This is a genomic window from Streptomyces dengpaensis (genome assembly GCF_002946835.1).
Taxonomy (GTDB): Bacteria; Actinomycetota; Actinomycetes; order Streptomycetales; family Streptomycetaceae; genus Streptomyces; species Streptomyces dengpaensis.
In genome coordinates, this window is record NZ_CP026652.1 from 377,149 (window position 1) to 397,747 (window position 20,599).

Below are 20,599 nucleotides of genomic sequence, written 5' to 3' on the forward strand. Positions count from 1 at the left end.
TCACTCACCTGCGCCGCGCGACGGCCGCCCGTAGCATCGCAGTCGCGCATGCCACCCGCCCGATCGGCGCATGGTTTGCCTAGCCCGCGCTACGGGAGCTCGTCAGTCGCTGTGTCGTCGGTAACGACGTGTACGGCGGCCTCCTCGGCGGAAGCAGCTGCCCCATCGATCCCCACATCCCGAGCGAAGAGGTCCGACTCCGTACCTGGGTCACCAGTCACTCCCTCCCAGGCCACGAGCCGGCCGGCGCGGGCATCTCCGACCTCGTCGTCCAGGAGTTCGCCGTCCGAGTCCAGCAAGTCGCCCAGACCGTCACCCTCCGGGGCAGCCACTTCACCTTGCTCACGGGCCAGCCGCTCCGCGAGCGGCTCCCTTTGGTGCTGCTCCGCCGCTGTCACGCCCCAGCTCCTCACCGCCCAAGGACGCTCTGGCGGCGAGTACCCCTCGTCAAGCGCCGTGGACAGTCCGCGGTCGTCGAGGGTGTCCTCTGCCTCCAGCACGCCTGGATCTTCCTCAACCTCGTCCCGTGTCTCACCGTCCGCCATTTCCCGCTCCTCGGAGATCGCACGATCGCGTCTGGGATCCACAACCACGATTCCACTGAACAGACCGCGCGACGATTCTTCACTTCACAGGTCGGGGCCGCCCACTTCGACGGGATCTGTGCTTGCCCTGCTCTCTCAGGGGTATGGCTCGGACCCCACTGCGCGACTTCCTGCGGACGGAAACCGGCAGTGCCGCGCGCCGCCTTCGCGGAGCCAAGTTCTACCTCGTTGTCCATAATGGGAGGTGGACCCACCAGTGGCCGGGCGCCATCTGGCGATGTCTCAGAGTGACCAGTTCCTGTATAGCGGCGAGAGCCCAGCGGTCACCGCGCTCCGTATACAGACGCGCCCCCTGTGGTCTGCCCGCCCGCGTTCGGTCTCCTCCTGAGACACGCCCATGATCCCGGCCCCGTATGCCCGGGCGCATCGGCACAAGAGGGAGCTCTGAATCTCCATGACCCTGACCCCTGACTTCCTCGACGGCAACGCCGCCGCCGGGGACCTCGAGTCCCTGTTCGGCACCGACATGACCATGGCTACTGGACGATGCCACGGCTGCGGTGAACAGATGGCGCTTGCCCAAACGCACGCCTACCTCGACGGTCCCGGAATGGTGCTGCGCTGTCCCGGCTGCGACGGCGTTCTGCTTCGCCTGGTCCGCTCCCCCGCCGAGATGTGGCTCGACGCCAGCGGACTGGATTACCTCAAGATCCCCACACCGGCATGACGTACGACGTGGCCGAGGTTCACGGGGCGAGCGCTGTGTTCCGCGACTTCGAGAAGGTGTTGGGCCACTTTGCCTGAGACGGAACCGCATGATCATTTACAACACACTCACAAAGCGGAAAGAGCGATTCGAGCCCATTACCCCGGGTGTGGTGCGGATGTTCGTGTGCGGGCCCACCGTCTATGCCCTCAGCCACGTCGGACATGCCAAGACCTACACACAGTTCGATCTGATTGCTCGCTACCTGCGCCATCGTGGGTACCGAGTGACCTACGCGCAGAACATCACCGACATCGACAACAAGATCATCCGTCGCGCGCAGGAGACGAGCACCGACCCTCGGGCGCTGGCTGCCCGGTACGAGGAGCTGTACCTCGAGGACATGGCTGCGTTGCGCAACACGAGCATCGATGTGTACGCCCGCGCCCACGACTACATCGGTGCCATCGTCGCCCAGGTCCAGGAACTCATCAGATGCGGTCACGCCTACAGACTGGATGACGGCTGGTACTTCGACCTCGGAACCTTCCCCGAGTACGGCAAGCTTTCCGGGCGTACCGACGTGCGGCCCGAGGACTCCGTGTCCCGTATCGACGAGCACACGGGCAAGCGAAATCCTGGCGACTTCGCTTTGTGGAAGGCCCGCAAGGAGGGCGAACCTTACTGGGACTGTCCGCTCGGACCAGGGCGGCCAGGCTGGCACATCGAAGATACGGCGATCACCGAAGCCCTGTTCGGCCCGCAGTACGACCTGCACGGCGGCGCTGTCGATCTGATCTTTCCCCACCACGAGGCCGAGGTAGCGCAATTGGAGGCGGCATCTGGCCGCTCCCCGCTGGCCCGATACTGGATGCACACCGGCCTTCTCCGGGTCGGCGGCGAGAAGATGTCGAAGAGTTCCGGGAACTTTCTTACCGTCCGAGAGGCTCTGGCGATCACCGACTTCCGCACGCTCCGCTACGCGTTCGTGAGCCAGCACTACCGGTCGTCCATGGAACTCAGCGACGACACCCTCCACCAGGCTCGGGCTGCACGGCGCCGTATCGAGAACTTCGCGCACACCATCCGCGCTACTGACAGTCCCGAATCCACGGCTTTGGTCGATCAGACGCGTACCGCCTTCTTCGCGCGCATGGACGACGATTTCGACACCCCCGGCGCGCTCGCTGTCCTGTTCCAGTACATCCGCGAGCAGAACCGCAGTACGACCCCGGCCGGCCCCGCATCCGCTGCGCTGCTCAACGAGATCAATGCCCTGTTCGACGCCTTCGTGCTCGACAAGCAGGCGGACGAAGACCAGGAGATTGCTGCCGCCGTCGAACGCCGACGTCGACTGCGCAGCGGCCGGAACTTCGCCGAGGCCGATGCTGTCCGCGCGGACCTGGCCGAACGCGGCATTGCCCTCGAGGACACCCCCGACGGAACGCGCTGGTGGCGCAGTCACGGCTGACGTCAGCGCACGGGCCTCATTCGGGGCTGACGGACCCCAAGCTCGCATCATCGACCGTGCCCAAAAGGATGGAGGCAACGGAGCACCCGTTGAATACAGGCAGTCCAACTAGACAATCCGTCCCGGGGGTTCCTTGCCATCACCAAGATACGAGCATATGCTCCTAACTGGAGCTTGCGTCAACCACGTATGTCGAAGGAGCCACACCATGGCCGTCGTAAAGGCCGCTGCAGTCCAGATCAGCCCCGTGCTCTACAGCCGCGCAGGCACCGTTGAAAGAGTCGTGAAGAAGATCCGCGAGTTGGGAAAGAAGGGCGTCCAGTTCGCGGTCTTCCCCGAGACCGTCGTTCCCTACTACCCCTACTTCTCCTTCGTGCAGCCGCCCTACATGATGGCCAAAGAACATCTGCGCCTGCTCGAAGAGGCGGTGACCGTACCGTCCGCCGAGACCAACGCGATCGCCGAAGCCGCCCGGGAAACTCACATGGTCGTCTCGATCGGAGTCAACGAGCGTGACGGCGGCACCATTTACAATACGCAGCTGCTGTTCGATGCCGACGGCACGCTGATCCAGCGCCGCCGCAAGATCACGCCGACCTACCATGAGCGGATGATCTGGGGCCAGGGCGACGGTTCGGGCTTGCGCGCGGTGGACAGCGCCATCGGCCGCATCGGCCAGCTCGCATGCTGGGAGCACTACCTGCCGCTGGCGCGCTATGCCCTGATCGCCGACGGCGAGCAGATCCACGCCGCGATGTATCCCGGCGCGTTCGGCGGCCCGCAGTTCGCCGAGCAGATCGAGATCAACATCCGCCAGCATGCCCTGGAATCGGCCTGCTTCGTGGTCAACGCCACCGCGTGGCTCGATCCCGACCAGCAGGCGCAGATCGCCAAGGACACCGGCGGCCCCGTCGGTGCGATTTCCGGCGGCTGCTTCACTGCCATCGTCGACCCCGAAGGCCGCATCATCGGCGAGCCGCTCAAGTCCGGCGCAGGCGAAGTGATCGCCGACCTGGACTTCGCGCAGATCGACCTGCGCAAGCGCCTCATGGATGCGCGCGGCCACTACAGCCGCCCGGAACTGCTCAGCCTGCAGATCGAACGCACGCCGACGGCCAACCTCCACGAGCGTGACACCCATGCATCGGTCCAGACCGCTCGGGCGGTCCAAGAAGACCGCTCCGTCGAGGCCCAGTGAGCCTGCGCAGCCGGCGAGGGCGCGGACGGTTTGCCGTCACTCCCGCGACGCCCTCACCAAGGAGCCGGTGACCTGGCCGATCGCCATGCCGACGGTTCCGGATAGAAGGAGCGCCTGGGCGACGTCCGCGAGCGCGGATTTCATCTGCTGTGCGCCAGCGGCGTCCCCTCCGGACTACGAGCGGATCGTGTCGGTGCTGAAGTCGGAAGCGGGCCGGGAAGGCATGCGCTGCCAGCAGCTGGCCGTGGCCCTGGGGCTGGAGGCGGTCCCGACGAAGGTCGAGGGGCTGCGGTCGAAGGCGAAACGTCTGGTGGAGCGGGGGTGGGCACTGCAGGTGCGGCCGGGGCTCTGCGTCTCGTGGCTTGACCTTAGGCCGCCAGCTGTTGGCGGTCAGGGGCAGGCAAGGCGTCCCCAGCTGTGCCAGGGACCCAGCGGGTCACCCTTCCGGCCGGGTTTCGCTGTGGACCATGGACCTGGCCGTGTCGGCCTGGACTCGAGGGTTATGTCGGCAGCCTTGTTACGTGTCGGCTCGGACGATGGTGGCGAGGACGCCGTTGAAGGCCTCGGTGGAGGTGGGGTGGTTGTAGACGGTGTCGCGGAGTTCGGCCGCCGTGACCCCGTGCCGCATGGCGAGCGCGACGGTGTTGATGAGTTCCTGCGCTTCGACGCTGAGCAGGGCGGCGCCCAGAATCTCGTCGGTGTCGGCGTCGATGACGAACTTCATAACTCCGCGGGTCTCCTCGACGATGTACGAACGCGGCATGGGGAGGATCTCGGCGACCGGCTGGCTTGCGATCTTGACTCGGTGCCCGGCTGCGCGGGCTTCCTTCTCGGTGAGTCCGACGGTTGCCAGTGGGGGGGTGATGAAGAGGGTGTGGGGGATGGCGACCCGGTCGGCGGTGGAGCGTTTGCCCTCGCCGATGAGTTGGTCGAGGACGATGCGGCTGTCGTCGAGGGAGATGTAGGTGAACTGCGGCCCGCCGTTGACGTCGCCGAGGGCGAAGATGTGCGGCTGGCTGGTGCGTAGGTGCTCGTCGACTTCGACCGCGACGCGCTCGGTGGTGCGCACACCGGCAGCGTCCAGCGCCAGATCGCCGGTGGCCGGTGCGCGGCCTGTGGCGGCCAGGATCGCGTCGGCTTCCAGGGTGTGTTGTTGGCCGTCTTTTTCGTAGACGACGGTCGCGGAGGTCTCGCCGTCACGGATTTCCGTGATGTTCGCACCGACGATGAGCTCGATACCTTCGTCCACCAGGATGCCCTCGGCGACAGCGGCAACGTCGTCATCCACGAGGCGAAAGATCTTCGGTGCTGCCTCGAGCACGGTGACCTGGGATCCGAACTGCCCATAGATCGAGGCGAATTCCAGGCCGAGGTAGCCGCCTCCGATGATCGCCAGCCGTCCCGGCAGAATGGTCGTGTCGATCAGTTCGCGGCTGGTCACGGTGTACTGGCTGGTCCGCAGGCCGGGAATATCGAGGACGATCGGCTCCGACCCGGTGTTGATCAGGATCGTCTCGGCGGTGACCGTCAGGTGGCCGTCGCCGGTCTCGACGCTCACGGTGTGCGGGTCGGTGAACGCGGCCGCGCCGGTGATCACCGTGACGGTGTCCATGTCGTTCAGCACGTCGTAGCTGACGCCGCGGAACAGCTTGGTCAGCGCCTGCACCTCGCCGACGGAGCGCTCGTACCACTCCTGCGGCACGTCCTCCGGCCGACCTTTGCGGGAATGGTGGACGAGTGCCTTGCTCGGTACGCAGCCGACATTCGGGCAGGTGCCGCCGTACATCCTCTCCGACCGCTCGACCAGCACCACGCGCTTGCCGAGCCCACCCATCGTCGAGGCCACCGTCTTGCCGCCCTTGCCGAACCCGATCACGAGCACATCGGCATGAAGGCTTTGGTGCGTGGTGTCCATGTCCGCTCCCATTTCGTAATAGATGAGCGCAAATCGAAATAGATGAGCGCGAAATAGATGAAGCAGCAACAGATAAGGGACTCGTCCCGACCGGTTGTGCGTCGGGCCGGGTGTGTGACCACCTCCTTCATCTCAACGGCACCACCAACACCGTGCCGCCGCAACTGGCCACCCGCGCGGCAACACTGGAGCGATTCCGTCCGGCCGGCGCAGTGCATCATCCGCCGCGACGCCTGGCTTACCGGCACCCCGCGCGGGAAAAGCAGGTGGATTCGTTCGACACCCAACCAACCGGTTCCACGACCTTTGAGCCCGTGGTGTAACTCAGGGTGTTCTTGTGAGCGCTCTACGGATTTTGACTTGGCGAAACCTGGACGTCTAATATCCAGATAATGCCCAACGGTCAAGGGTGCCGAGTGGGCCATGCATGCACTGCTCAACCTGGCATGACTGGGGGACGGCGAGCCGATGGCGACGACCATGCAGCCGTCCGCCGGTCACGACCTGTCGGCTCACCATGGGGCGAACCGAGGCGGCCCGGCGGAAGTTGCCGGCCGCGCAGCATGACCGCGCTTCCGGACATAATTCCGGATGAGAAGTATCCCGATTAGTGTCGCAGGGGGCGGTGATGTCAGAACGAAGCGAAAGGCGATCACCATGATCGACGCCATACGCAATCGGCCGAGCGAACTCGACCAGGTTCCCGACCGCGACCCCGAGGAGACCGCCGAGTGGGCGGCCTCCCTCGATGCCGTCGCCGAAGCCGCCGGGCCTCACCGCGCTACGTATCTCATGCGCCGCACCCTCGAACATGCCGAGAATGCCGGTCTGGTCCTGCCGAAGCTGCTGGAAAGCGACTACGTCAACAGCATCCCCACGGCCGCTGAGCCGTCGTTTCCGGGCGATGAGGAGATGGAACGGCGCATCACCGCGTGGAACCGCTGGAACGCGGCTGCGATGGTGACCCGTGGCAGCCGGTACGGGCTCGGCGGCCACATCGCCACCTTCGCCTCCGCCGCCTGGCTCTACGAGACCGGCTTCAACCACTTCTTCCGGGGCAAGGACGCAGGCGGCTCGGGCGACCAGCTCTTCATCCAGGGGCACGCGTCCCCCGGCATCTACGCCCGGGCCTTCCTCGACGGAAGACTCACGGAGGCCCAGCTGGACCGCTTCCGACAGGAGACGGGCGGCGACGGCCTGCCCTCCTACCCGCACCCGCGCCGCCTCCCCTGGCTGTGGGAGTTCCCGACGGTGTCGATGGGGCTGGGCCCACTGACCGCGATCCACCAGGCGCGCTTCAATCGCTACCTGCACCACCGCGGCATCAAGGACACCTCCGCTTCACACGTGTGGGCGTTCTTGGGGGACGGCGAGATGGACGAACCCGAGTCGACCGCGGCCCTGGCCCTCGCCGGCCGCGAAGGACTGGACAACCTCACCTTCGTCGTCAACTGCAACCTGCAGCGACTCGACGGACCGGTCCGCGCCAATTTCAAGATCGTCCAGGAGCTGGAGGCCCAGTTCCGCGCGGCAGGCTGGAACGTTGTCAAGGCACTGTGGGGCACGGCCTGGGGCGAGCTGTTCGTACTCGACACCACGGGCGCACTCGTACGGCGGCTGCGCGAGGTCCCCGACGGACAGTTCCAGACGTACGCGACACGCGACGTGGCCTATATCCGTGAGCATTTCTTCGGTGCGGATCCGGCGCTCGTCGAAATGGCGAAGGTGCTGACCGACGCGAAGATCGCCGACTGCTTCCATGCCTCACGGGCCGGCCACGAACCGCGCAAGGTGTACGCCGCCTACCGTGCGGCGGTCGAGCACCGGGGCGCGCCGACGGTGGTTCTCGCCCAGACGGTCAAAGGCCACACGCTCGGCCAGGGGTTCGAGTCACGCAACGCCAATCACCAGATGAAGAAGTTGACTGGCAAGGAGTTCCGCGCGATGCGCGACCTGCTCGAACTTCCCATTCCAGACAGCAGGCTGGACGAAGAACTGGTGCCGTACGTCCACCCCGGCGCTGACGCTCCTGAGGTCCGCTACCTTCACGAGCGCCGGGCAGCACTGGGTGGCCCGGCGCCGGCCCGCAGGTTCCACCCGGTGGCGCTGCCCACGCCGTCCGCCAAGCCCTTCCAGGCACTTGCCAAGGGCTCGGGACGCCAGGAGATCGCCACGACCATGGCATTCATCCGCCTGGTCAAGGACCTGATGCGCCAGGAGGAAACCGGAAGGCGTTGGGTGCCGATCGTCCCGGACGAGGCCCGCACCTTCGGCATGGAGTCCTTCTTCCCCACCTTCGGGATCTACTCCCCGCTCGGCCAGAACTACGACCCCGTCGACCGTGACCAACTCCTCTACTACAAGGAGGCGGAAGACGGCCAGATCCTCAACGAGGGCATCACCGAGGCCGGTTCGATGGCCTCCTTCACGGCTGCCGCCACGTCCTACGCGACTCACGGCGAACCGATGATTCCCTTCTACATCTTCTACGCGATGTTCGGCTGGCAGCGCACGGCCGACCAGATGTGGGCGCTGGCGGACCAGCTCGGCCGCGGCTTCCTCGTCGGGGCCACCGCCGGTCGCACCACCATGACCGGCGAAGGTCTGCAGCACGGCGACGGCCATTCCCACCTGATCGCCTCCACCAATCCGGCAGCGGTCGCCTACGATCCCGCCTTCGCATACGAGATCGCCGTGATCGTCCGTGAAGGACTGCGCCGTATGTACGGGCCGCACCCGGAGGACGTGTTCTACTACCTCACCGTCTACAACGAGTCCAGGATCCAGCCCCCCATGCCGGACGGGCCGGGCGTGGAAGAGGGCATCCTCAAGGGTCTGTACCGCTTCCGACAGGCTCAGACGCCCCCTCTGGCCGCGAAGGCCCCCCGCCTGCAGCTCCTGGCCTCCGGAACCGCCATCCACTGGGTACTGGAAGCCCAGCGACTGCTTACCGAGGACTGGGGCGTGGCCGCCGACGTGTGGTCCGCCACCTCCTGGAGCGAGCTGCGGCGTGACGCCCTGGAGTGTGACGCCGCACAGCTGAAGGGTGAGGAGCGGGTTCCCTACGTCACCCGTGCGCTGGCCGGCGCGCCTGGCCCCGTTCTCGCTGTCAGCGACTGGATGCGAACGGTCCCGGACCAGATCAGCCAGTGGGTGCCGCAGGCGTGGCATTCGATCGGCACGGACGGCTTCGGGCTCTCCGACACCCGGGAGGCGGTGCGCCGTCACTTCGGGGTCGATCCCCACTCGATCGTGGTCGCGGCGCTCTCGGCCCTCGCCCGAAGCGGCGACGTGAAGTCGGAGACCGTGCAGGAGGCCCGAGAACGGTACGGGCTGTGACGCCACGGGCGAAGCCCGCGGCGGATGGGGGTGGCCGGCGAGGACCAGTTGTGGTGCCAGGGAGAAGGCGTCGATGCAGGCGGGGCCGAGCGGGCTTCGGCACCCGCGTGCCAGCGGCGCGAGACGTCCGCGCGCGGGACGTCCGCGCGCGGGCTTCCCCCGGCGACGGGATGCGTGCAGGTTTCCGCACATGCATGGTGGATTCGTCTGCTGCTGGGACCGTGCCTGTGGCACGGCCTGGGCCGGCATTCCGCCGCCAACGGCAAAGGCCTCGCTGCAGCCGGTTTCTGACTGCCGTCCGCGGCCGTGGTGCCGCCGAACGGGGCGGCATGGAAGGTGACTGCCAGCCGGCTCGTTTCTCATTCTCCGAGCTCAGGAAGGTGATCAACATGAATGGCACTGTCCGGGAAGTGATCATCATCGGCTCTGGTCCGGCCGGTTACACCGCCGCGATCTACGCAGCCCGTGCCCAGCTACGCCCGCTGGTGTTCGAGGGGGCCGTCTCCGCCGGCGGCGCGCTGATGAACACCACCGACGTGGAGAACTATCCGGGGTTCCCCGATGCCGTCTTGGGCCCGGACCTGATGGACAAGATGCGCACCCAAGCGGAGCGCTTCGGTGCCGAGCTGGTCCGCGACGACGTCATCGAAGCGCGCCTTGAGAACACGGTCAAAGAGGTCGTCGACAGCGCAGGAGAGACCCACCGCGCCAGGGCGGTCATCCTGGCCACCGGGTCCCGCTACCGCGAGCTGGGGCTGGCCAACGAAAAGCGGCTGGCCGGCCGCGGCGTGAGCTGGTGCGCCACCTGTGACGGCTTCTTCTTCCGAGACCAGGACCTCGTGGTCGTGGGCGGTGGCGACTCCGCCATGGAGGAGGCCACCTTCCTGACGAAGTTCGCCCGCTCGGTCACCGTCGTGCACCGCCGGGACAGCCTGCGCGCCTCGAAGATCATGCAGGAACGGGCGCGCCGCAACGAGAAGATCCGTTTCCTGTGGAACCGGGACGTGGTGGACGTACTCGGGGAGGAGAAGGTCACCGGTGTCCGAGTGCGCGACGTGAACAGCGGAGAGGAGAGCGACCTACCGGTGACCGGCGTCTTCGTCGCCATCGGGCACGATCCACGGGTCGATCTGGTCAAGGGCCGGATCTCTCTCGACACCGCCGGTTACATCGCCGTCGAAGACAGGTCCACGCGCACCAACCTGAACGGCGTGTTCGCCTGCGGCGACGTCGTCGACCACGAGTACCGGCAGGCCGTCACCGCCGCCGGGACCGGCTGCGCGGCGGCCCTGGATGCCGAACGCTACCTCGCGGCGCTCGACGACTGCACCACCTGCGAGGAAGCGCGCTTCGAGGCCACAGCCGTAGCCGAGCTCGTGCACTGACCCACAACCGCCGGCTGGGGCAGGTGCGGGGCGCACGCTCGACGCCCGCGGCCTCGCGCTCCGCCGGCTCTGGGCCTGGCGCTCCGGCTGGCGACACCGGCCGAGTCATGCCTCGGCTTCGAGCTGCGAGAGTCTGCTGCGGCAGTCCGGCGCTTCCGGTGGTCTGCAGCCGGGATCGACCAGCGGCCCGACCAGTTGAAGCGGTTTGCCGCAGGGGGCCGCGCACAGGGCGCCGGAGGGGCCGAGGGGGCTCCCCGGCCGCGCGCAGCGTGGTCGGGGAGCCCCCTCGGGCCTTGTGGGATGGGCAAGTCGGCTCAGTTGCCGTTGACCGGGTATCGGCTCGTGGTCGCGACGCGGTTGAAGGCGTTCATCACCGTTGCCAGCCAGGCGACCGCCGAGACCTGATCTGCGGAGAGCACAGCTGCGGCCGCGTTGTAGTCCTCGTCGCTCACGTGCCCTTCCGGCACGCGCGTGATCGACTCAGCCAGGCGTAGGGCCGCGCGGTCAGTCTCGGAGAAGTAGCCGGTTTCTTCCCAAGCGGGCAGCACTGCGATCCGGTCCGGATCCTCGCCCTTCTTGAGTGCGTCGCGGGTGTGCATTTTGAGGCAGAACGCACAGCCGTTGATCTGGGACGTGCGTATCTTCACCAGCTCGACCAGGAGCGGGTCAAGACCCGCTGCGGTGGTGGTCTCTGTCACCGCCGTCGACAAGGCGAGAAGAGCCTTGTAATTGGCCGGGTGCTGCTTTCCCATGTTGACGCGTTGCTTCTCAGTCATGGGTTCCTCCTACTCAAGTGACTGACGACCATAGGTCCTGCCTCAGCTTCGTCTGATCTGCGCCGTCGTCCGCGTGGCCGGTGGTTTCGCGATCACGCATGGCAGTGAATACCGTTGAGGAAACCCCTACCACCCGTTACCCAGCCTTCGCGGATCAGCGACCTTGACGTCTCCCGTGGTGGGGATGAAAGCGACCGACAGCTTCGCCGGTTCTGTCCTGCTGGTGTTTTCCGTGAGCACGTGATGGGCGGCCGACTGTTCGACCCAGCTCGCCTTCGTGGTAAGTACGCATTCTCCCGCCAGCGAGCTTGCTGCGCATCGTGGTGCCGTCGAGCACGTAGGCGTACACCAAACCTCGCCTTTGGCATTCGCCAGCGCCTGTTCAAACAGAGGCGCTACCGTCGCTCACGGGCTCTCTACTACTGGGCAAGTTGCTGCCCCAATCCATCGGTTGTTGATCGGTGGCGACAGGACTCCGCGCCGGGAGAGGAGCCTGAGCCGCCGACGGGAACCGCTGACTCACGGTTTTCAAGGCGGCCCTGGCGTCCGAGGGCTGGTGGTGGTGCATCCCGGCCCTGTTACAGCACCTGACCGTTCGGTGCGAAGCTGTAGTCGGCCTCCTTCAGGAGGGCGTCGGCGTCGTCGACCGGCGGATAGAGGAGCTCGGTGTTGATAGTCACCTTGATCTCCTTGGCGGCCTGGCCAGTCACCTGAACCTCGCGGTGCCATCCCTGGGTGACTACGGCTCTGGCCGGTCCCAGGTCCAGGCATGTGCCGTACGGTTCCGGAGCGAAGGGAACCTGCGCCAGGCCGAGCAGGTCGGCCGCTACGTTGTGGCCGGCGAACTTGCCGAGCGGCTGGGCATGCTGGCAGCTCTGCATCACGGTGTGTCCGTCCTCCGCGATCGCAGCTGCCGTGTCGCCGGCCGCGTAGACGTCAGGGGTGCCGACGACGCGCAGGAACTCGTCGACGTGGAGCCGGCCGAGGCGGTCGCGTTCGCCGGGGATGAACGCGGTGAGCGGACTGGCGGTCATGCCCGCCGTCCACACGACGGTTGCCGCGGGAATGACCTCCCCGTCGGAGAGACGGACCTCGTGTTCGGTGAGTGACTCCACCGTGCGGCCCAGCCGCTGCTCGACCCCGAGGGACGTAAGCGCGCTCGCGACGTGAGGACGCGGTCCGGGCCCGAGCTCCGGGCCCAGGACATCCGCTCGTTCGACCAGGACGACGCGGACGGCATCAGTGCAACCCCTGGCGTCGGCGACTGCCGTGAGGCGACTCCCGATTTCCGTGGCAACCTCCAGGCCGGTGAACCCCGCCCCGACCACGACGGCGGTGAAGCGGCCCTGCTGCGGTTCTGCTTCCGGCAGTCGCTGCAGGTGGTTCTCGAGGGCGGCGGCTGCCGGCAGCGTGTCGACGTCGAACATCCGCTGAGCCCCGGGGAACTCCGGCCTGACCAACTGGCTGCCGGTCGCCAGGACCAGGCGGTCGTACGGGATGAGGTCAGTCCGGCCGTCCCTGCCGGTGGCGGTGACCGACTTTGCGGCTGTGTCAACGCGGGTCACTGTCGCCGCGATGCGGCGGACACCGATCGGCCCGAGAATCCGGTCGAGCGGGATGCGCATCTTCTCGGGATCCGCCTCGTACAGCCGCGGCCGCACCACCAGGTCGTCACCACCGCTGACCAGGGTGACCTGAAGCTCCGAATCCGAGACCCCGTTCTCACGGGCGGTGCGCACGGCGCCGGCCGCGCTCCATACGCCGGCGTAACCGCCACCAATGACCAGGATATTCATCGTCCAGATTGTCCTTCCAGCTCTGCAAGCGAGGCACCGGTCGAACCGGCCCCTGCGCCCGCTTGCGCGGGCGCTCTGGCTTCGCCGGGACCCATGCGCAGCACGGCGCCACGATCGAGTCCGACATTCAGGAGACTACATATCCTGGATATTCAGTGTCAAGATTGACTCGACACGAAGGCGCCAGGCCACGCCCGGCGCCACCGCACCTCAGGGCGACGAGGCTCCTGTTCACGCCGCTCTTCGGGGCCTGGCGCTGAGCAGCGGCGGCCCGACCACCTCGAGGGGCAGGGCGGGGCGGTTGAGAGTTGACTCCATTAATTCAGGACATATAGCGTCTCCGATATGAACTTGAGCAAGGGTGTCGAGTGGGCCATGCACACACTGCTCAACCTGGGCATGCTCGAGGATGGCGAGCCCGTGAGCAGCGCGCAGCTCGCCGCGGGGCACGGGCTGCCTGCGGCTTACCTCAACAAGCAGCTGCAGTTGCTGGTAAAAGCCGAACTGCTGACGTCCACCCCCGGCCCGCGCGGAGGATTCACGCTGGCACGGCCCATTGATTCGATCTCCCTGCTCGATGTCGTGGTGGCCATCGAAGGCAACGAACCCATCTTTCGATGCGCCGAAATCCGCCGTTGCGGGAAGATCGGTGAACTGAGCACGGGCAATACCTCCACCACCTGCGCGGTCAAGCGAGCCATGTACAGGGCGGACATGGCGTGGCGTGAGGCCCTGGCGAAGCAGAAACTGTCGGATGTCCAGAATGAGCTCGATATCGACAACCCCTCGGTGAGAAGGACTGTGCGTCGAGCTTTCGGGGGCGCGTGACGGGGGGACGACCGCGATCATCGACGCGGGAGTCGTGGACCACCAGGGCGTGCCCGCACACCGCCGGACGAGCGCACCGCGGTGCGCTCGTCCGGGAATGAGCTTGGGACCTGCACGAGTATGGCCACTCCGCCCTGATCCGCCTCGACACCCCAGATGCCGATCGACGGGAATGCAGACCGGTCCGCTCGGTGCTGTTACCGGCTGGTCCTGGCGCCCGGGGCCGCCCACTGCGGCTGCCTGCTGCGGCTGCCTGCTCCCACTGCCGACCGCTAGAAGACCTGGACGAAGCAGCCGAAGGCGATCACCCCCGCAGCCGTGACCGACGACAGCGTGATGAAGAATTTCCGGATCTTCACAGGGGTCTCCCTAGGAGAAGGCTCGATCGTTGAAATAGTTGGCGTCAGCACCGGACGACGCGCCGGGAAAGATCAATCCAAAATCCGGCCAACGCACTGCATCACTGCCCGATGCTGGCGTCCCGTCGGACTGACCCGAGGGGCGCAGTCACGACGACACCGTAGGGCGCGGAGGACCCGTCGTTAAGGCGCCGGCCTTGGCTCACAGGCACCAACGCACGAGCCACTCATCCGGGTTGTATGCATCCCTCGCCGGATCCTGCGCCACGGCTGGCCGCTCTTCAACCATGTCTTCCAAGCGGACGCGTTCCGGCAGCTTGGAGAACCGCAGTCGACGCATCGCCTCGGGTGCATCCATGGCCTTGCGTTCCTGATTCATTTCAACGCCTCCTCAGCGCAGCGATGCACAGCACTTGGTGACAGCCGCCCCATCCCTCGACAGGATTGGGAGCGATACTTCCTGGTGACTTCACGGATCCGAGAGTGGTGCGGCAGCGCAACCGCCCGGACGCTCCGTTCAGACATGCGCCAGGCCAGTCCTGCTTCGTCGGCATGTGACACGCAGACGTCACGGTGAGTGGACGATGATGCTCGCATGCTCCGCGTCACCCGTCAAGAGGGTGACGCGCTGGATGGATGACCGTGAGGCCGACAGAGAGCCGCGGATCGTCCACCGGAGAGCGTGGCTACCGCGCCCTATGACGTTCGAGGCATCGTTGCTCTGGATCGACGCCCCCATCGCTGGTTGTGATGGGGGGATGCCGACGATCCACTCACACTGACCGGCGGCGTCGCTCGACCTGCACCCCCACCCCCCGCGTACTCCCCTAGCGACCAGAAGCAGCCCGGTACGAAAGGCCGACCGCCGAAGACCTCGCCACGCTACTCAAGCCCGGTCAGCACTTCCAGCCGACCATGCGGCAGCACCGGCGCCGGAATCGGCCGCCCGTGCCGCGACCCGAGCGGCCTCCTGTGCTGCGCGCCCGGTCACCCGCCAAGTGAGCATTCGCAGCGCGGTGGCCGGGGCCGGCGGAAAGACGCCGAGCTGACCGAGCATGGTGACGTCATCGCGCACCGCCTCGTGGCCGATCACCTTGCCGTCACGGAGGTCGAGGACGTGAATCTGCTCGAAGTCGATCTCCCGCCCGGTAGGAGGTATGGCCTGATCAAGGGCCCCGTCGCGGAAGCGGACGAATGCACCGGTGTGGCGGCCCTGCATACGAAGGCGTACCCAGACCTGGGCGCCGTTGCCGGCAGTGTCGAGGATGGGCAGTTGCAAGTCACTGAACGCCGACCGCAGCCAGGCGCTCGAGGCGAGCACGCCCGCCGGTCCCGGGACAGCACAGGCCGGAGGCGCCTCGACCGCTTCGCGATTGCGGAAATCCTCATGCACTACCTCGACCGCCAGGGCCGGGTCCCCTGTCTCGAGGGTTCGGAAGAGGCCTCGGGCCAGGCCTGCGGGGTCCATTCCCATGGCATGCACTGCCTTTCATCGATGGTGCGCCGCGCTGTCGACCTCTGCGGCAAGGTGCTGCCACAGAGGAGCGGCGAAGTTCATGTTATAGGACACCTAATGAATAGAGAGACAGACTGACCAACCGTGTTTAGGATGACGGCATGCCCTCCAAGCGCGCCTACGTCTCGCCCCTCCGCGAGCAGGCCGCCGCGCAGACCCGCGCGCTGATCCTGCAGCGAGCTGCCGAGCTGTTTGCCGAGCGCGGTTACGGGCGGGTGACCGTCGCTGACATCGCCTCAGCGGCCGGGGTCGCTCCGAAGACCGTTTTCGCCAGCGCTGGGAGCAAGAGCGACATCCTGGACCGAATCGTCGACCAGGCCGTGGTCGCCTCCGGCTATGAACGGTCGATGCAGCACCTGCTTGCCCTGCAGACTCCCGACGGGGTCATCAAAGCGCTGGCCCACGGCACGCGGCGGGGCAACGAGGGCCAGTTCACCGTGCACGAAGCGATCCGCAAGGCGCTGCCCGTCCACGAGAACGGCGAGGCACTGTGGGAGCGGTCCACCGCCGTCTACCGCGAAGCGATCCACGCCGCCGCGAGCCACCTGCATACGCTGACTCCACTGTCCTCCTACGCGATCGAGGAGACAGCTGACCTGCTGTGGTTCTGGTTCGGCCCCACCGGCTGGCGCACCCTCGTGGTCGAGAACAACTGGTCGTGGGACAAAGCTGAAGACTTCCTTCACCGCACTGCCGTCGCCACCCTGCTCTGAAGCCAGGCTCACTCGCGGTTGCGGGCCGTTACGAGAGGGCAGGCAGGCGAGGGCAGCCTTGCGCCACCGGGGCACGATGAGCTCAACGCAAGGTCCGTTGGGGCGGCGTGGTTCACTCCAGCGCGTCAGCCGGCAAGATTCACTTCCGTGCGCGAGCAGTCGCTCTTCAAGGCTCAGCCAGGGCAGCCGCCGGCCTCGCCACCCTTGTATTGCTCACCGTCGGCAACGCCACCAGCGGTGCCACCATCGGCGCCGACCTGCTGTCGGCCGCGGCCCGAGCTGTCTCCGCACTCCTGCCGCCTGGAGCAGCCGTCCGCGCCGTCACCGACCTGAGCTACTTCAGCGGGGCGCACACGGCAGGCCCCGTGATCACGCTCACCCTGTGGGCTGCCATCGCTGCACTCCTGCTCAGCCTGCGCCCCCGCCTGACGCAGCGGCGCAAGGCCGCAGGCTGACCCGCACCCCCGGCCCAGTCGTTCCACAGCCGCAAGGCTGAGAGTCCGGAGAACCCGCGTGGCCGGGTTCAGGCAGGAAGCGCCCATCCAGGCGAGGCCGCGAGGTGGGGTGAAGGGCGCGGAGTACGAGGAGCCGGCGCGGCCGACCGTAGGCCACTCACCCTGCCGCCCGTCCCCCGTCACCGCCTTGACGGGTGACGACCATGCTGCAACTATCGAGCCACCTCCTGAACAGGTGACTCGCGATACGGGTCCCTACCAAGGAGCTTTCTCGACTTACGAGATTCGCGACGTTCCGACTTCCCTAACACGAGGACATGCAATGCCGAACAGCTACACCGCCGTTGTGAACGTCACCGGCGAGGGCCGCAACGGTGGCCGCGTCCAGTCCGACGACCGTGTGCTGGAGACCGCTCTGGCCTACCCCAAGGAGCTCGGCGGGGCCGGCGATGCCACCAACCCCGAGCAGCTGCCGGCTGGGGCGCCTGTTTCCTGGGCGCCGTCCGTCGCGCCGCCGCCGACCGCCAGGTCAAGCTGACCAGCACTGAGATCACCGCTGAGATCACTCTGGGCCACGGCAACGACGGCTTCTCCCTCGCCGCAGTCCTCAACCTCGAACTCGGCGGCGTCGACCAGGACGGGGCCACCGAGCTCGCCAACGCTGCTCACCAGCTCTGCCCCTACTCGAAGGCCACCCGCGGCAACATCCCCGTCACCATCAACGCCACTGCCGTCTGACCTCACCGAGAGAACCGGCGGAGCCCTGACCGGCCCCTCGAGCGGCGGCCCCGCAGCACCCCGGCTCCGTCCCCGCACAGTCCAGTGCGGGGACGGAGTGCGGAACCCGCCTCCACACACACCCCGCACCCCTCGTGTGCAGAGGCGAGACAGGATGGGTCAACGGCTCACTGGCAACGCACCAGACCGTTTTCCATGCGACAGAAGGATGACAAGTGATGAGTGAAGTCCCGCAGAAGGCATTGCTGGCGGGTGGTTGCTTCTGGGGCATGCAGGACCTACTTCGGTCGCTCCCGGGTATTTTGACCACTCGGGTGGGATACAGCGGCGGCGATGTGCCGCGTCCGTCCTATCGCAACCACGGAACCCACGCCGAGTCGATCGAGATCACCTTCACCCCCACGGCAACCGACTACCGCACCATCCTGGAACACTTCTTCCAGATCCATGACCCGACAACGAAGAACCGGCAGGGAAACGACGTCGGCGCCAGCTACCGCTCCGCCATCTTCTACCTCGATGACGAGCAGCGACGTGTCGCTGAGGACACCATCGCCGATGTCGAGGCATCGGGCTTGTGGCCGGGAGAGGTGGTGACCGAAGTCGTCCCGGCCGGCGCGTTCTGGGAAGCCGAGCCGGAGCACCAGGACTACCTGCAGCGCTACCCGGACGGCTACACCTGTCACTTCCCACGCCCGAACTGGCGGCTGCCCAAGCGCGCAGATTCCTGACCCAGGGACCGTGACGCTGCGCTCTCCCCACTTGGCGTGAGAACTACAGAGCCACCCCCAAATCCCCTAGCCGTCACCATTTTGTCAGGTGACGAATGTGTGTGAGTGTCGATTAACAACCCAACAAGGGTTGTTCACCGTCGATCGGAGCGCGACCGGCCCTCCAGCCGGACCGAGGATCCCTACCTCCCCATCGCCACCGAATCGACATCCAACCGAACGGAGCGGCAAGTTGCCGAGCGTGTTGAAGACCAACAAGGTGCGTTACCTGAGCGCAGCCGCCGGCATGGCTGCTGTCGTCGCGGGTGTCGCAATTGCCCCGCTGGCGTCGGCCAGCACGTCGACTTCCAGCGGTGCGTCCGACACTCGGCATCGCGCGGAGATCTTTGAGCTGGTCGGCAAGCAGACCGCGATCAAGGACCTCGATCTGGGCGAGAAGGGCATCAGCCTGGGTGACCAGCGTGTCATCCACGAAGACCTGTACCGTGACGGTGAGAAGGTCGGCGATCACAGCGTGATCTGCACCTATACCCATGTCAGCCCGGCCGCACTCCAGTGCCTGGGTACCTTCTCTCTGCCTGACGGGCAGTTCGCCGCACAGGCACTGCTCCACCTGCCTGCCCCGTCGTATGTCGACGTCGGCATCACTGGCGGATCGGGGGACTACCGCAGCGCCCAGGGCTTTGTCCGCACCGTTCCCGCCGGTGAGACGGAGAGGCACTTCACCGTCCACCTGAAGCGCTGACGCTCGATCGGTGAACCAACCGTTGCGCTTGCCGAGGCCGAGGCGGCTACCTGCGCATGATGTCCGGCGAAGCCCGCTCACAGGGTGGTGCTTGAGCCCACCCTGTGAGCGCCCGGGCACGTGGCGTGTGACTGTTGCGAGGAAGCACCCAGTCACTGGAAGCCACCTGCGGAAACGGCCAAGCGGGCTCGGTGCCGGCGACGCTACGACCAGAGACTTCGTCGAACCCTGGCGCGAACCTCGCCTGTAGTACGGGCGAGGTCTCGTGCCGAGGTAATCGAAGACTTCGACAGCGGACGATGCGGCACTCGCAGAAGGGCTAGCGGGGTGGAGGGATCAGGCGGTCATGTCGAGCACGACGCGGAATCGCGGTCGGCCGGACATCATGTACTCGTATGCCTTGGGTGCCTCTGAAAGCGGCATGACCTCCGTCAGGGGCCTGATATTGCGATCAAGGCTGAACTGGAGATTGTCCTCGTTCTCGATCGAGGTGCCCGTGAGGCTGCCACGAAGTCTGCGGCTTCCCGAAATGAGATCCAAGGTCTGAACAGCGATGGAGTCATCAGCCACGCCCACCACGACCATCTCGCCACGGGGCTTGAGGCCGGCGATCAACGGGGACATGGATGCTCCGCTCGAGGCGGTCGCGATGATTCCCTCGGCGCCGCCCAACCTCTGGAGTGCCTCCCCCGGGTCCTCGGCAGAACTGTCGATGTAGTGATCCGCTCCGAGGCTCACGGCCATCTCTGCCTTGTCGGTTCCGCGGGCGATCGCGGCAACCCGGTAGCCGAATCTGTTCGCATACTGCACGGCGAGGTGTCCAAGGCCGCCAATGCCCTGGACCGCAACCAGTGCGCCGGGCACGCGGTCCAGACTCCGCACGCCGACGTAGGTGGTCAGACCAGCGCACAGCAGAGGCGCCGCGTCGATGGAAGACAGTCCCTCCGGAATGCGGACGAGGCCGCTTGCCCTGGCCACGACGTACTCGGCGTAGCCTCCGTCCATCGACGTACCCATCAGGGGCTGGCGCTGGCAGTTGACGAAGTCGCCGCGCCGACAGTACTCACATTCGCCGCACTGTCCGGCGAGGAAGCCGACACCGACGCGGTCACCCACCTGCCAGGCGCTGACGCCCGGACCGACGGCGTCGATGACCCCCACGATCTCGTGACCGGGCACGATCGGCGCGGAGGGATCGGGGCGCCTTCCCTTGACCGCCATCTCGTCCGAGTGGCACACGCCGCACGCCTCGACCCGAAGCCGTACGTGCCCGGCTCCCGGATCGGTCAGCTGTCGCTGCGTAAGGGAAAATTGCCCTCCGGCCACTTCGACTGCTCGATAATTCACCATGCCATCGTCCTTTCACACTGCCGCGGATGAACC

Annotated in this window: 19 protein-coding genes; 12 read left to right on the forward strand and 7 right to left on the reverse strand. The window is 66.5% G+C overall.

Going from position 1 to position 20,599, the window contains the following annotated elements; translation table 11 throughout:
- Positions 1 to 89: 89 nt before the first annotated feature.
- Positions 90 to 545 carry a DUF5709 domain-containing protein gene (locus tag C4B68_RS01745; RefSeq protein ID WP_099506112.1) on the reverse strand — a complete coding sequence of 152 codons (456 nt, stop codon included), beginning with the start codon at positions 543 to 545 and terminating at the stop codon, positions 90 to 92.
- 454 nt (positions 546 to 999) lie between these two features.
- Between C4B68_RS01745 and C4B68_RS01750 the strand changes: the two genes are divergently transcribed.
- The 3 genes from C4B68_RS01750 (at position 1,000) to C4B68_RS01760 (ending at position 3,920) form a co-directional block, all read left to right on the forward strand.
- Complete coding sequence (locus C4B68_RS01750) at positions 1,000 to 1,272, forward strand: DUF6510 family protein (RefSeq protein WP_099506111.1); 273 nt, start codon at positions 1,000 to 1,002, stop codon at positions 1,270 to 1,272.
- A gap of 88 nt (positions 1,273 to 1,360) precedes the next feature.
- Complete coding sequence (gene cysS, locus C4B68_RS01755; RefSeq protein WP_099506110.1) at positions 1,361 to 2,722, forward strand: cysteine--tRNA ligase; 1,362 nt, start codon at positions 1,361 to 1,363, stop codon at positions 2,720 to 2,722.
- A 208-nt stretch (positions 2,723 to 2,930) separates the two neighbouring features.
- On the forward strand, positions 2,931 to 3,920 hold the full coding sequence (locus tag C4B68_RS01760; RefSeq protein ID WP_099506109.1) for a nitrilase-related carbon-nitrogen hydrolase: 990 nt from the start codon (positions 2,931 to 2,933) through the stop codon (positions 3,918 to 3,920).
- 517 nt (positions 3,921 to 4,437) lie between these two features.
- Here C4B68_RS01760 and C4B68_RS01770 read toward each other — a convergent pair.
- A complete protein-coding gene (locus C4B68_RS01770; RefSeq protein ID WP_099506108.1) occupies positions 4,438 to 5,835 on the reverse strand; it encodes an FAD-dependent oxidoreductase in 1,398 nt (465 codons plus the stop codon).
- A gap of 657 nt (positions 5,836 to 6,492) precedes the next feature.
- Here C4B68_RS01770 and aceE point away from each other — a divergent pair.
- Positions 6,493 to 9,174: a pyruvate dehydrogenase (acetyl-transferring), homodimeric type gene (gene aceE / locus C4B68_RS01775; RefSeq protein WP_099506107.1), complete on the forward strand. Its 2,682-nt coding sequence runs from the start codon at positions 6,493 to 6,495 to the stop codon at positions 9,172 to 9,174.
- 389 nt (positions 9,175 to 9,563) lie between these two features.
- Positions 9,564 to 10,559, forward strand: coding sequence for a thioredoxin-disulfide reductase (trxB, locus tag C4B68_RS01780; RefSeq protein ID WP_099506123.1), 996 nt, complete (start codon positions 9,564 to 9,566; stop codon positions 10,557 to 10,559).
- A gap of 314 nt (positions 10,560 to 10,873) precedes the next feature.
- On the opposite strand, the gene C4B68_RS01785 is transcribed toward trxB, so the two are convergent.
- Complete coding sequence (locus C4B68_RS01785) at positions 10,874 to 11,335, reverse strand: carboxymuconolactone decarboxylase family protein (RefSeq protein WP_099506106.1); 462 nt, start codon at positions 11,333 to 11,335, stop codon at positions 10,874 to 10,876.
- A gap of 578 nt (positions 11,336 to 11,913) precedes the next feature.
- Complete coding sequence (locus C4B68_RS01790) at positions 11,914 to 13,131, reverse strand: NAD(P)/FAD-dependent oxidoreductase (protein WP_099506105.1); 1,218 nt, start codon at positions 13,129 to 13,131, stop codon at positions 11,914 to 11,916.
- Between the two features lie 345 nt (positions 13,132 to 13,476).
- Here C4B68_RS01790 and C4B68_RS01795 point away from each other — a divergent pair, with 345 nt between their 5' ends.
- Entirely contained in the window at positions 13,477 to 13,959 is a 483-nt protein-coding gene (locus tag C4B68_RS01795) for an RrF2 family transcriptional regulator (protein ID WP_240634123.1), read from the forward strand.
- A gap of 561 nt (positions 13,960 to 14,520) precedes the next feature.
- On the opposite strand, the gene C4B68_RS41630 is transcribed toward C4B68_RS01795, so the two are convergent.
- Positions 14,521 to 14,697 carry a hypothetical protein gene (locus tag C4B68_RS41630; protein WP_167458981.1) on the reverse strand — a complete coding sequence of 59 codons (177 nt, stop codon included), beginning with the start codon at positions 14,695 to 14,697 and terminating at the stop codon, positions 14,521 to 14,523.
- Positions 14,698 to 15,204: 507 nt separating this feature from the next.
- Positions 15,205 to 15,792: an ester cyclase gene (locus C4B68_RS01800; protein ID WP_099506103.1), complete on the reverse strand. Its 588-nt coding sequence runs from the start codon at positions 15,790 to 15,792 to the stop codon at positions 15,205 to 15,207.
- 143 nt (positions 15,793 to 15,935) lie between these two features.
- On the opposite strand from C4B68_RS01800, the gene C4B68_RS01805 reads away from it, so the two are divergent.
- The 6 genes from C4B68_RS01805 (at position 15,936) to C4B68_RS01825 (ending at position 19,216) form a co-directional block, all read left to right on the forward strand.
- On the forward strand, positions 15,936 to 16,547 hold the full coding sequence (locus tag C4B68_RS01805; protein ID WP_099506102.1) for a TetR/AcrR family transcriptional regulator: 612 nt from the start codon (positions 15,936 to 15,938) through the stop codon (positions 16,545 to 16,547).
- A gap of 209 nt (positions 16,548 to 16,756) precedes the next feature.
- The gene (locus C4B68_RS01810) at positions 16,757 to 17,002 is read left to right on the forward strand and encodes a hypothetical protein (protein WP_099506101.1); all 246 of its coding nucleotides are present in this window, start codon (positions 16,757 to 16,759) and stop codon (positions 17,000 to 17,002) included.
- A gap of 322 nt (positions 17,003 to 17,324) precedes the next feature.
- A complete protein-coding gene (locus C4B68_RS44295) occupies positions 17,325 to 17,540 on the forward strand; it encodes an OsmC family protein (RefSeq protein WP_306511567.1) in 216 nt (71 codons plus the stop codon).
- Entirely contained in the window at positions 17,495 to 17,740 is a 246-nt protein-coding gene (locus C4B68_RS44300) for an OsmC family protein (RefSeq protein ID WP_306511569.1), read from the forward strand. The genes C4B68_RS44295 and C4B68_RS44300 overlap by 46 nt, the downstream gene beginning before the upstream one ends.
- A gap of 218 nt (positions 17,741 to 17,958) precedes the next feature.
- Positions 17,959 to 18,471 (forward strand): peptide-methionine (S)-S-oxide reductase MsrA, encoded by a 513-nt coding sequence (gene msrA / locus C4B68_RS01820; protein WP_099506100.1) that lies wholly within the window; start codon positions 17,959 to 17,961, stop codon positions 18,469 to 18,471.
- Positions 18,472 to 18,712: 241 nt separating this feature from the next.
- A complete protein-coding gene (locus tag C4B68_RS01825) occupies positions 18,713 to 19,216 on the forward strand; it encodes an allene oxide cyclase barrel-like domain-containing protein (protein WP_099506099.1) in 504 nt (167 codons plus the stop codon).
- 336 nt (positions 19,217 to 19,552) lie between these two features.
- Here the strand turns inward: C4B68_RS01825 and C4B68_RS01830 are convergent, their stop codons facing one another.
- The gene (locus C4B68_RS01830) at positions 19,553 to 20,566 is read right to left on the reverse strand and encodes an alcohol dehydrogenase (protein ID WP_099506098.1); all 1,014 of its coding nucleotides are present in this window, start codon (positions 20,564 to 20,566) and stop codon (positions 19,553 to 19,555) included.
- Between the last annotated feature and the right edge of the window lie 33 nt (positions 20,567 to 20,599).

Coding starts and splice junctions, on each gene's coding strand:
- C4B68_RS01745 (WP_099506112.1), bottom strand. CDS start 545: ATGGCGGACGGTGAGACACGGGACGAGGTTGAGGAAGATCCAGGCGTG.
- C4B68_RS01750 (WP_099506111.1), top strand. CDS start 1,000: ATGACCCTGACCCCTGACTTCCTCGACGGCAACGCCGCCGCCGGGGAC.
- cysS (WP_099506110.1), top strand. CDS start 1,361: ATGATCATTTACAACACACTCACAAAGCGGAAAGAGCGATTCGAGCCC.
- C4B68_RS01760 (WP_099506109.1), top strand. CDS start 2,931: ATGGCCGTCGTAAAGGCCGCTGCAGTCCAGATCAGCCCCGTGCTCTAC.
- C4B68_RS01770 (WP_099506108.1), bottom strand. CDS start 5,835: ATGGACACCACGCACCAAAGCCTTCATGCCGATGTGCTCGTGATCGGG.
- aceE (WP_099506107.1), top strand. CDS start 6,493: ATGATCGACGCCATACGCAATCGGCCGAGCGAACTCGACCAGGTTCCC.
- trxB (WP_099506123.1), top strand. CDS start 9,564: ATGAATGGCACTGTCCGGGAAGTGATCATCATCGGCTCTGGTCCGGCC.
- C4B68_RS01785 (WP_099506106.1), bottom strand. CDS start 11,335: ATGACTGAGAAGCAACGCGTCAACATGGGAAAGCAGCACCCGGCCAAT.
- C4B68_RS01790 (WP_099506105.1), bottom strand. CDS start 13,131: ATGAATATCCTGGTCATTGGTGGCGGTTACGCCGGCGTATGGAGCGCG.
- C4B68_RS01795 (WP_240634123.1), top strand. CDS start 13,477: ATGAACTTGAGCAAGGGTGTCGAGTGGGCCATGCACACACTGCTCAAC.
- C4B68_RS41630 (WP_167458981.1), bottom strand. CDS start 14,697: ATGAATCAGGAACGCAAGGCCATGGATGCACCCGAGGCGATGCGTCGA.
- C4B68_RS01800 (WP_099506103.1), bottom strand. CDS start 15,792: ATGGGAATGGACCCCGCAGGCCTGGCCCGAGGCCTCTTCCGAACCCTC.
- C4B68_RS01805 (WP_099506102.1), top strand. CDS start 15,936: ATGCCCTCCAAGCGCGCCTACGTCTCGCCCCTCCGCGAGCAGGCCGCC.
- C4B68_RS44295 (WP_306511567.1), top strand. CDS start 17,325: ATGCCGAACAGCTACACCGCCGTTGTGAACGTCACCGGCGAGGGCCGC.
- msrA (WP_099506100.1), top strand. CDS start 17,959: ATGAGTGAAGTCCCGCAGAAGGCATTGCTGGCGGGTGGTTGCTTCTGG.
- C4B68_RS01830 (WP_099506098.1), bottom strand. CDS start 20,566: ATGGTGAATTATCGAGCAGTCGAAGTGGCCGGAGGGCAATTTTCCCTT.